Annotated in this window: 8 protein-coding genes; 5 read left to right on the forward strand and 3 right to left on the reverse strand. The window is 64.5% G+C overall.

Annotation, left to right across the window (positions count from 1 at the left end; genetic code table 11):
* Nucleotides 1-107: 107 nt before the first annotated feature.
* Together ACK5IR_RS10760 and ACK5IR_RS10765 are read right to left on the reverse strand one after the other, a co-directional pair.
* Nucleotides 108-2,255, reverse strand: coding sequence for a hypothetical protein (locus ACK5IR_RS10760; RefSeq protein WP_416928727.1), 2,148 nt, complete (start codon nucleotides 2,253-2,255; stop codon nucleotides 108-110).
* A 113-nt stretch (nucleotides 2,256-2,368) separates the two neighbouring features.
* On the reverse strand, nucleotides 2,369-5,182 hold the full coding sequence (locus tag ACK5IR_RS10765) for a beta strand repeat-containing protein (RefSeq protein ID WP_416928729.1): 2,814 nt from the start codon (nucleotides 5,180-5,182) through the stop codon (nucleotides 2,369-2,371).
* 842 nt (nucleotides 5,183-6,024) lie between these two features.
* Between ACK5IR_RS10765 and ACK5IR_RS10770 the strand changes: the two genes are divergently transcribed.
* The 4 genes from ACK5IR_RS10770 to ACK5IR_RS10785 are packed head-to-tail and all read left to right on the forward strand — an operon-like array spanning nucleotide 6,025 to nucleotide 8,085.
* Nucleotides 6,025-6,762, forward strand: coding sequence for a helix-turn-helix transcriptional regulator (locus ACK5IR_RS10770; RefSeq protein ID WP_416928731.1), 738 nt, complete (start codon nucleotides 6,025-6,027; stop codon nucleotides 6,760-6,762).
* A gap of 23 nt (nucleotides 6,763-6,785) precedes the next feature.
* Entirely contained in the window at nucleotides 6,786-7,280 is a 495-nt protein-coding gene (locus ACK5IR_RS10775) for a hypothetical protein (RefSeq protein WP_416928733.1), read from the forward strand.
* A 47-nt stretch (nucleotides 7,281-7,327) separates the two neighbouring features.
* The gene (locus ACK5IR_RS10780) at nucleotides 7,328-7,537 is read left to right on the forward strand and encodes a DUF2945 domain-containing protein (RefSeq protein WP_416928735.1); all 210 of its coding nucleotides are present in this window, start codon (nucleotides 7,328-7,330) and stop codon (nucleotides 7,535-7,537) included.
* A gap of 8 nt (nucleotides 7,538-7,545) precedes the next feature.
* Complete coding sequence (locus ACK5IR_RS10785; RefSeq protein ID WP_416928737.1) at nucleotides 7,546-8,085, forward strand: DUF488 family protein; 540 nt, start codon at nucleotides 7,546-7,548, stop codon at nucleotides 8,083-8,085.
* Here ACK5IR_RS10785 and ACK5IR_RS10790 read toward each other — a convergent pair.
* Nucleotides 8,082-9,002 (reverse strand): helix-turn-helix domain-containing protein, encoded by a 921-nt coding sequence (locus tag ACK5IR_RS10790; protein ID WP_416928739.1) that lies wholly within the window; start codon nucleotides 9,000-9,002, stop codon nucleotides 8,082-8,084. The two genes, ACK5IR_RS10785 and ACK5IR_RS10790, sit on opposite strands and share 4 nt — an antisense overlap.
* Before the next feature lie 207 nt (nucleotides 9,003-9,209).
* Here ACK5IR_RS10790 and ACK5IR_RS10795 point away from each other — a divergent pair.
* On the forward strand, nucleotides 9,210-11,115 hold a 1,906-nt coding region (locus ACK5IR_RS10795; RefSeq protein ID WP_416928741.1), incomplete at its 3' end, for an ABC transporter substrate-binding protein.

An 11,115-nucleotide genomic window follows, 5' to 3' on the forward strand; every position in this document is an offset into this window, starting at 1 on the left:
GCCGGCACTTTCGGAACGGCGCGGCGAGCGGGTGCCTGCGGCGACGGCGCGTCCTGCAGGGCGGGGCCGAAGACATGGGTCAGCCAATGTGCCATGGATCGCCCCGGTCAGGTGCCCATCGACGCGATCAGGTCGTCCGAATCCACCGCCGGGTGGATCAGGCCGTCCTTCGCGGCGGCGATGCCGGCCATCTGGTCCTCCATGTCGTCCATCAGGAAGGCGATGGCCTCCGAGACGACCTCGGCCTTCTGGTCCATCGTCTCCTTCATCTCGTCGATCAGGCTCGCCTGGTGGATCAGCAGGTCGGAATAGCCCTGTTCGGCGGCCATGATCTTCGAATCGACCCCGGCGTTGATGACCGACGCGCTGTTTACCAGCGCATTCGATCCGGCGATCACCTCGAGCCCGCCCGGCGCCTGACCCTGGACGAAGATATCGTCGCTGTCGCGCAGCCGGATAATCTGTTCGACCACCGAGGTCTGAATCAGGTCCCCGTCGATCCTGAGCACGCGGGCCTGCTCCAGCCCGGCGAGCAGCGGATTTCCCAGCAGCGTATCGCGCAGCGATTCGAGCGTCGCGTCGCCGGCAGACAGGATCGAGGCCAGCGTGTCGCTCATCCCGGCCGAGATATCGGTGCCGATCTTTCCGATATGCGCCTCGTTGACCAGCAGGTTGTCGGGTGCCGGCCCTGCCCCCTGCCCTGCGGCGCCGTCTGCCGGGGCCGGAAGCGGATCGTCCGCCGCCGCGACAAGATCGTCCAGGCCCTGCCCGGCGGGCTTTTCGGCCAGCGGGTGCGCGATACCGGATCCGTCGTCCGCCGCCATGGGCTGTGGCACCCCGTGCAGCAGATCGTCGTCCTCCAGTACCAGGGTCTGTCTGATGCCGTTGTACTGGATCAGGTCGCCGCCGATGAGGATCAGGTCGTACACGACACCGGCAGCAAGAATGCCGGCGGCGTTGATGACGGTGTTGCCGCCCAGCACAAAGGCCGAGGACGCGGCCGAGATCTCCTCGAAGAAGAGGTCCTCGTCGATCACGTCGATGATCTGCTTCACGCTGTGCGAGACAACAAGATCGCCTTCGATATGATCGATCAGCAGCCAGTCGGGGGCGCCGCCGCCGGCCGAGACGGCGCTGGTATACCATTCCGCCGGCGCGCTTTCTTCGCTGATCCCGGCGATCTGGGTGACGGTCGAAGGCAGCGGGATGCCGCCGCCCGCGTCGGTGTTGGAAACCGCCGCAACCTGGTCGATCAGATCGAGCGTGATCCAGCGTCCGCCCACCGCGATATTGGGTGCATCGACCCAGGCGTTGTAGATCGTGGTGTCGTTCACCAGAAGATTGGCCCCGGCGACGATCCTGTGGCCGTCCTCGAAATCGGGGTTGGGAGTGTAGTTTTCCGTAAAGGCCCGCGCCTCGATGGCAGCGGCGGAGATGTCGGAGGATTGGGTCTCGCGCTGGAAATGCTCTGGCAGCAGGTCCTGCCAGTCGGGGGCGGATTCGGCCGCCACGCCATTGACGAACAGCCCGGAAGCCTGCTGGCCGTGCAGGACGACGCTTTCGATCCGGTCGTTCCCTGACGAAACGGGCCGCGCATCGCGCATCGCATCGGCGATGGCCATCGCGTCTTCGAAGCGCAGAATTTCGCCATGGCCGAAGGCCAGATCCGGGGCGACGTGCAGCTTGCCGGCCAGATGAGCGATCTGCTGAAAGCTCTCGGCATGGTCGGCGGAACTGCGGAACGGCCCGTCGCCGATCCTGTCGCTGTCATGAAGCGTTGCCGTCTGGGCGGTGACGGTCAGAACCGAGCCGGGAAACGGGATATGGATGTCGGGAACCGGCCACGAAACCGCCGGCGGCTGGTGCGGAACGATTGCCGGGGAATGGACCGGCGCCGTCGGGGGGGCGATCCATGCCTCGGGAACGGCGATGCCGGGGCCGTCCGGCTCCTCGGGCTCGACCTGCGGATCCCAGGGGGGCAGCGGGGCCTCGAGCGGCGGCAGTGGTTTGGTCCGCGGGCCGTCGTGATCGTGGGCGGGAAGCGGGGTGTAAGGCGCCGACGGATCGAAGCGGCCGATCTTCAGCTCGTGCGGTGCGTCGATCCGGTAATCGACCGTCTTCAGCCCATCCATCTCGGCCTTGCGCCGGAGCGCGGTGAACTCGTCGTAGGTGTCGCGCAGGCGCGCCTTTTCGATGGCGAGGTCAAATAGCCCGATGAAATGTTCGATCGTTTCAGTTGTCCGGTCGGCGATCATGTCAATGCTTCCACTGGGAATTTCTGGATGCCGGTATCATGGCGGGGAATGGTGCCGCCGGCTGGTCCGGGGCCGCGATGGCGGCCCCGGATGGTTATTTGGCGGGTGGCGGATCAGCCGTTGTCGTCCTCGCCGACCAGCGCGGTGCTCATCGAGCCTCCGACCATGGTCATGTCGACCGAGTTTCCGAGGACGTTGGCGCCCATCACGATCGACTGGTTGAAGGCCGAGGTATCGACCACCGCCGCCGCCGAGGCATAGGATTCACCGTTGACGATCCCGTCGTCCCCGTTGCCCGAACCCCAGGACCCGGCATTACCGCCGGCGCCGCCGTCGCCCGAGAAGGCACCGCTGGAGGCGCCGCCATAGGCCGAGCCGCCGGTGCCGTCGCCGGCATTGGCCGTGCCCATCACATCGCCGCTGGTGCCACCCATCGAGGTGGCCTCGCCGCCGGCACCGCCGGTGCCGGAATAGGCCGTGCCCATCGCATCGCCCATGGCCGAGGACGTTGCGTCGTCGTCGGTCGAGGCTGCGCCGCCGTAGCCGGCGATCGCCTCGGCGAGGCTGTCGGTGGTACCGTTGGTATCGGCATCGGTGAACACGTCGGCATAGCCGCCCGCGCCGCCGCTGGAGGTGGCACTGCCGCTGCCGTCGGCCGTCGAACTGGCATCGCTGCTGGAGCTGGACGTGCCGCCCGCACCGCCGGTGCCGGTGGCGGAAACATCCGCCATGGCCGAACCGTCGGCCGTGCCGTCTGCCCAGCCCGAGCTGCCGCCGGTGCCGGTGTTGGCGGCATCGGCCATCGACGAGCCATCGGCCGTGCCGGTCCCGGCGGCGCCGTTGCCACCCGTACCGGTGTTGGTCGAGGCCGAATCGGCGGTTCCATCGGCCATGCTGTCGGCCGCGCCCGATGCGCCGCCCATGCCGGTGTTTGCCGCGTCCGCCATGCCCGAGGCATCGGCGGTACCGTCGGCGTTGCCCGCCGCACCGCCGGTGCTGGTGTTCATCGCGTCGGCCATGCTCGACCCGTCGGTGGTGGCATTGTTGGTACCGCCGGCGCCGCCGGTGCCGCTGGCTGCCGCATCGGCCATGCCCGATCCGTCGGTGGTGGCATTGTTGGTGCCGCCGGCGCCACCGGTGCCGCTTGCCGCCGCATCGGCCGCGCTCGACCCGTCCGTACCGCCGCTGACCGCGCCGCCGAGACCGCCGGTGCTGGTGTTCGAGTTGGTACCGGTGCCGGCCGTGCCGCCCGTGGTGTTGATCTCGGGGTTGCCACCGCCGAGGCCGATGGTCTGCGGCGAGCCGGTGGTATCGGCATTGGCGTCGCCGCCGTTTCCGTCACCGTTGGCGCTGTCGCCGTCGCCGCCCAGGCTGTCGTTGTCGCTGTCGGCGTTGCCGTCGGATTCCGCCTTGGCCACATCGACACTCTTGCCGCCATCGGCATCGCCGTCGGTATCGGCATCGCCTTTGGCCCCGGCAAGCGCCACATCGATGCTGCTGCCGCCGCTGGCATCGCCGTCGGTATCCGCGTCGCCATCGGAATCGGCATCCGCGTAGCCCTTGGCGCTGCCGCCGTCGCTGTCGTTGCTGGTCTTGGCATAGCCATCGGTGCCGGCCTTGGCCCCGCCTTCGGCATCGCCGCCGTCGCCGCTGTCGGAATCGGCGTCGTTCGAGGTTCCGGCCTTGCTGGCGGATTCGCCATCGACACTGCCGCCCTTGCCGCCGTCGCCGTCGGCATCGGCATTGCCGGAGGAGCTGGCGTTCGAGCTTCCGCTGTTGTCGCCGCCATCGCCGCTGTCGCTGTCGACATCGGCATCGCCGTCGACATCGGCACTGGCCCGATCGGAATTGTCGCCGCCGTTGGCGTCGCTGCCGGACTTGCCGCCAAGCGCGCCGGACAGGCCGAGACCCGCGCCAAGCGCGCTGGTATCGCCGGAATCGCCGCCCTGGCCGTCGCTGCTGTTCTCGGCATCGACAATTGTCTTGGTCTCGTTGTCGAGATCCGAGCTGCCGCCCTTGCCGCCATCGGCATGGGAATCGGTCTCGGCATCGGAATCGTGCCTGGCCTCGACATCGCTGTCGACATCGCCCGAACCGCCCGCCTTGCCGCCGTCGGCATCGGCATTGGCGTCGCCGCTCTTGCCGCCAAAGGCCGCCGCGATCCCGCCGAGCCCGTTGGCGCCCTCGGCGTCGCCGCCGATCGACTTGCCGCCGTCACCCGAGGCGCCGCCGCCTGCCCCGGCCTGAATGCCCTCGGCCGCGCTGGCGGTACCGCCGTAGGCACTGCCGTTCTGCTGGAAGTCGGCGTTGTTGCTTACCGTCGGGTTTTCGAGATTGTCGTTGTCCTGCAACCAGGCCGACTGGTTGTTGACCGACAGGAAATCGTTGCCCGCGCCGCTTAGGCCGCCCGAGACATCGGTGTTCTCGCCGACATGGATATCGTCGCCGGGATCATAGGCCATGTCGCCGCCCGAGGTCACATCGTCGCCCGGGTCGTAGTCGAGATCGCGCCCCGCCGTCAGGGCGTCGTTCATCGACCCGCCCTTGGAGATGTCGATATCCACCATGTCGTCGTCGCGCGGGATCCACTCGCCTTCGCCGAAGTCGATGTTGATCTCGTTGCCGTTCTCGACGGTATTGGTGTTGTCAGCGGACTGTTTCTGCTTCTGGTCCTGATCCTGTCCCTGGTCCTGACCCTGCCCCTGATCCTGACCCTGGCCCTGATCGTTCTGGACGTTGGTGTCCTGATCCTGCTGCTGCTGTTGCTGCTGGGCGTCTACATCGGCCTCCTTGATGGCGATGTCGCCAATGTCTACATCGGCGTTCAGCGTGTCGATCTGAGCCTGACCGATGGCGATCGCGTCGGCGTCGGCGCTGGCACGCGGGTCGCCGGCTGCATGCATGTTGTTGTTGCGATTACTGGACATGGAAGGTTCCTTCGGTGTCTGGCGCCCGGAACTGCCATTCATCTGTAAAGCAGCATACGGGCACAATTGATCCGTTTCCCGCACCATTGGAATTGGCGGGGAATTTTAAATTGCCTGAAATTTGAGCTTCTGTTTCTCCGCGCACCCCCTTTCGCGTGAATTTCAATTCCCGTCGGGAAGGCGGCGCATTCTGATCTTGCGAGTCGTGAAGGCGTCGTTTCCCTGATAAAAAAGGTGACAGAGCCGTCTTCGCCTGCATATCTGGCGAATGGTTCTAGTAACCCTCGAACGGCGAATTAACCTAGGTAAACAAGGGCTTTCGCGAAACCGCGTGATAATGGGCAAGTGCGAAAGGCCGGAAAAATGCACGCATAGGTTGCGTAACGGATTGTCTGAAACCGGGCGAACCTGATCTATCGGCTAGGCTTGAAGGTCCGGATGCAGCGTATCGGAAGCTGAAACAATCATCTGTATAGTGTGAAATTGGCGTGAAACCTGCACTGTATCGAGAGGTTTGTGTTGGAGTCACAGGGAATTTTCCGTAAGGTTAACGAGTGCCGAATCCTGCCCAAGCGGTGTGGAAACCTGCCCAAATGGGTGTGTGTGAGAGGACTGCCGGCGAAACCGAGAGGTTTCCGGCGGGCCGAAGGAGGGTGTTGTGTTTGCCTGTATGTTGTCCGTGTGCGGAGCCTCGACCGAACCAGGAGCGGGGAGGGTCGGTCCTGGCGTGCCGGTGTTCTGCCGGTATAGATCGGGTTCTATTGATTTGCCGCGATATTCGGAATTGAAATCCGTTGCGCTCTGCTCCCCGACCCCCGCCCGCTTGGGTATTGGAGGATAAAATGTACCGGCATGAAAGCCAGTTCGAGACGGTTTCCGCGCTGGAACTCGGGGCCTCGCCTTTTGAAGTGGTCGTGGTCGGGAACGGAATGCACTACAGCGCGCAGACCTGCGGGCATATCCAGACCGAATTCCATGTCAGATGTATCAGAATTGGCGATATCGACCGGATTTCCGCCGCGATCGGCGACGGTGCCGAGCGCCTGCGCCTGCTGATCGTCGATCAGAAATTCTCCGACGACCTGTTGTTCCGGCCCGAAACGTACCGCGCGGCGACCGGTCCGGCGCCGCTGGCGCTGGCCTATCGCGATGCCGGGCTGGCTGGCGATTTCCTGAAGCGCTGGCGCAAGGCTGCGGCCGGGCCGATCGGGTTTCTGCCGACGCAGGTTTCGGTCGATGTCTGGCTGTCGACGATGCGCCTGCTGCTGAACCGGCATCTGGTTCTGCCGGTCGAGCTGCTGTCGCGGGACGCGGCGGCCGGGATCGCGGGGGAAGGCCCGCCCGGCCGCCCGGAGCCCGCCCCGCGCCCCGCACCGGCGCTTCAGAAGCTCTACGATCTTACCGGGCGCGAACGCGAGGTGCTTGGCCTGATCGCGCGCGGCGAAAGCAACAAGCGCATCGCCTCGAACCTCGACATCACCGAACACACGGTGAAGCTGCATGTGCACAACCTGGTCAAGAAGCTCGGCGTGCCCAACCGGACAGCGGCGGCCAGCCTCTTTGTGGAGGTCTCGCGATGACGCGCCTTGGGAGTACCGCCTGAATGGCCGGGGTTCCGGCCGTCTTCGACCGGTTGCTGCTGCTGACCGGCCGGTTGAACTATGTCTGGACCAATACCGAAAGCGTGCTGATTCACGTCATGGCCGGGCTTCTGGGCACCGACAAGGAGCGCGCCGTCGTCGTCTTCCTGACGCTCAACACCACCCGGGCGCGCATCGATCTGGTGGAGCGGCTGGCCAAGCTGGATACCTGCCCCGAGCCGGCGCGCGATGCCATCCTCGATTGCACGCAGCGCCTTGTGCGGCTGTCGCATGTCCGCAACCGCTACAACCATTGCATCTATTCCTTCGATACCGAAAGCGGCAGCGCGCGCACCATCCTCATGCGCATTGCCGACCGCAAGACCGATATCAGGCTGGGCAGGAGCGATGCCATCGACGACGACGAGGTTCAGAAGATCGAGGAAACCATCGACAGGCTTGCCGCGATCAACGCCGATCTCTGGGCGCTGATAAAGAGGTTTGCCTATCCGGTCTGATCGGGCACAACCTGAACTTGGCGATACCGGAGACGGGAGGAGACAGGATGACGGCGAAATTTTCCATCGGCGATCACGTGACATGGAATTCCGAGGCCGGCATGGTCTCGGGCATAATTATCGCCGTCCACACCTCGGATTTCGATTACAAGGGATACACCCACCACGCTTCGGAAGCCGATCCGCAATACGAGATCAGAAGCGACAGGACCGATCACGTCGCGGCGCACAGGGGCGGTGTGCTCAGGCGGGTGTGAGGGCGGGCATGGTTCTGCCCTGGCTGACCATAGGTCATTCGAACCGGAGCGCCGGGGATTTCGCCGGTCTTCTGCAAGCTGCCGGCGCGCAGAAGGTGATCGACGTGCGAACCGTGCCACGATCGCGGGCCAATCCGCAGTTCAACACCGACACGCTGCCCGATACTCTTCTGTCCCACGGGATCGGCTACGAGCATCGGGCGGCGCTCGGCGGTTTGCGCGGCAGATCGCGCGAGGTGCCGCGCGAGGTCAACGGATTCTGGGAAAACGACAGCTTTCACAATTATGCCGATTATGCGCTGAGCATGCCGTTCCGCGAGGCGCTTGACGCGCTGATCGGCGAAGGCCGCCAGCGCCGGCTGGCACTCATGTGCGCCGAGGCGGTCTGGTGGCGCTGCCACCGCCGCATCATTGCCGACTATCTGATCGCGCGCGGCGATGAGGTCTTTCACATCATGGGCGAGGGGCGGCTGGAGCCGGCCCGGCTGACCGCGGGTGCCATCGTGCGGCCCGATCTTTCGGTGGTCTATCCGTCGCCGCCAGGCTAGCGCAGTTCCTTCTGAACGTAATGCACCCGCACCGATGCCGGGCTCATCCCATAGGCCCTGGCGAAGTGGGCATAGAACTGCGTGAGCGACGAGAACCCTGCTTCCTCGGCGACCTGGGCGATCGGAAGGGTGCTTTCGATCAGCAGGGCGCGGGCGCGCATCAGCCGCATGCGGATGACGAATTTCTTGATCGGCATGCGCATGACCCGCGAGAACAGCGATGTGGCATAGTTTTCATGGAACCCGATCACGGCGGCCACATCGGCGTTGTGGATCGGCCGTTCGAGATTTTCGAGGATGAACCGCGTCATGTCCACCACCTGCCGGATATGGGCCGAGCTGAGCTGCCGCACGCCGCTGTCGCCCTCTACCCCCGGCGCGTGGAGCAAGGTCAGCGGATAGAGCAGCATGCGGCGGAAAAGCGCGTTCAGTTCCATCTTCACCACTTCGGTGCGCTCGAACTCTCCCGACCGGTAATCGGCATACCAGCGGTCGAGTTGCGCGATGCCGACCAGCGCCGGTGCCGCCCTGACGAATGCGGCGGACATCAGCAGAAGCTGTAGCTGCGCGATATGCGGCATCAGCAGGAACATGTCGGCAGGCAGGTAGATGTTGCTCAGGCGCGGCCGGGCAGCACCCCGTTGGTTGACTTCGAGAAGCTGGTGCGGAACCCCGGCCCAGAAGAGGACGAAGGTTTCGGGCGGTACCGAAATGCGGGTTCCGTTGAAGTCGTAGACCATCTCGGCCGCCTCGCAGAAATTGCATTCCACATGGCCGTGCCAGTGCGGCATGTCCATGACCTGCGGTGTGAACTGCCGCAGCCCGAACCGGCCGAAGGCGGCGGTGCGCGAATAGAAGCGCCGCTCGTGTTTCGGCAGGTCCGCCGTTACCGGCGATGCCTCTTGCCGTATCGTCATCGACAAACTCGCAATCTTAGAAACCCGGAAAACATACAACCATTTCGACATTGCTGAAAAGTGCCGATGCGCGCCAGTGTCTGCGGACCGGTGCCGGCGGGCGCGACCTTGGGAGAGGTGGCGAGCCGCTCGCGGCATCCGGCACCTGAACGAACGCCTTGTGCGTCATGGGAGGATAAATTGAACGATCTGATGCGCGGTGCCTCCGTGGCTTCTCTTCTGCTGACCGTATCGACAGGCGCGCTCAACGCGCAGATGGTCGATCCGCAGCCGGTTCCAGAACCGCCCGCCTTCGCGGGCCAGGGCGAGCCGGTTTTTGTCGACAGGTCAGACATTTACGAATTCAGGGCGCTGGAATCCTATTCCGAACCCGACTGGATGACGGAGAAATACGTCGATACCGGCAAGCTGCCGCCGGTGGCCGAGCGCCTGCCGAAGGAGCCGCTGGTCTACAACGTCGCCAACATGCCCGACGGTGCGGGAATCTACGGGGATGTCCTGCGCCACGTCATCGGCGGCCGCCCCGAGGGGTGGATCTATATCGGCGGCCAGTCGCAGGGCTGGGGCGGGATCGACATCGCCATGTCCGAGTGCCTGACCCGCACCGGACCGCTCTTCATGGTGAAACCCGAAGATCTGGAACCGATGCCCAACCTCGCCAAGTCGTGGGAATGGTCGGACGACGGGATGAGCCTGACGGTGCACCTGATCGAAGGGGCGAAGTGGTCCGACGGCGATCCGTTCGACATCGAGGATATCCTGTTCTACTGGAACGATCACATCATGTTCCCCAACCTGACGCCGCTCAACGGGGCGACGCAGGCGAGCTTCGGCGAGGGGACGACGCTGGAAGCGGTGGACGATTATACCTTCCGCTTCAACTTCACCACGCCCTTCCCCGGGCAGGTGCTTTACAATATGGCCTACGGCAACTTCTGCCCCGGCCCGTCGCATATCCTGAAACCCGAGCATCCGAACTATTCCGACAATACGGTCGAGGAGTATCTCAATGCCTTCCCGCCGGAATATCTGAACATTCCGGTGATGGGGGCCTGGGTGCCGGTCGAGTACCGCTCGGACGATATCATCGTGCTGCGGCGCAACCCCTACTACTGGAAGGTCGACAGCGAAGGCCATCAGCTTCCCTATCTCGACGAGACACAGTTCCGCCTGTCGACATGGGCGGATCGCGACGTGCAGGCGGTTGCCGGCACCGGCGATATCTCGAATCTCGAACAGCCGGAGAACTTTGTCGAAAGCCTGAAGCGCTCGGCCGATCCGAACGCGCCGGCGCGGCTGGAATTCGGCCCGCGGGTCATCGGCTATTCGCTGTGGCCAAACCTTTCGGCCAACGGCTGGGGTCATCCGGACGAGCGCGCGCAGGCCATTCGCGAGCTCAACCGCAACCTCGACTTCCGCAAGGCCGTCAGCTACGGGCTCGACCGGCAGCGGCTGGGCAATTCGCTGGTCAAGGGGCCGTTCACTGCGATCTACCCGGGCGGGCTCTATGCCGGCACGTCCTATTACGATGCGGACAGCACGGTCTATTACCCCTATTCGGTCGAAACCGCGAAGGCCTATCTGGAAAAGGCGGGTCTTGTCGATGCCGACGGCAACGGCTTCGTCAACTTTCCCGAAGGCGTGGCCGGCGGTCAGGACGTGACCATCACCCTGCTGACCACATCGGATTATTCGACCGACAAGAACGTTACCGAAGGCGTGGTGGCGATGATGGAACGGATCGGACTCAAGGTGGTGCCGAATCTGGTCACCGGCACCGACCGCGACTCGATCATGTATGCCGGCGAGTGGGACTGGATGACCTATCGCAATCCGAACTCGCTTGTTTCGGTGGTGCAGAACACGCCGGAACTGGCGCCGGTGGGGCCGCGCACTTCGCGCAACCACTTCGCCAACGCTGCCGGCGAGCTTGACCTGTTGCCGTTCGAGCAGGAGCTTGCGGACACCATCAACGCCTTCATCGAAAGCCGCGATGCCGACGAGCGGACGGAACTGATGAAGACCTATCAGAAGCTCTATACCGAGAATCTGTTCAACATCGGCCTGACCCAGTATCCGGGTGCGCTGATCATCAACAAGCGCTTCGCCAACG

It is taken from the genome of Tropicimonas sp. (genome assembly GCF_047971885.1).
GTDB lineage: Bacteria > Pseudomonadota > Alphaproteobacteria > Rhodobacterales > Rhodobacteraceae > Tropicimonas.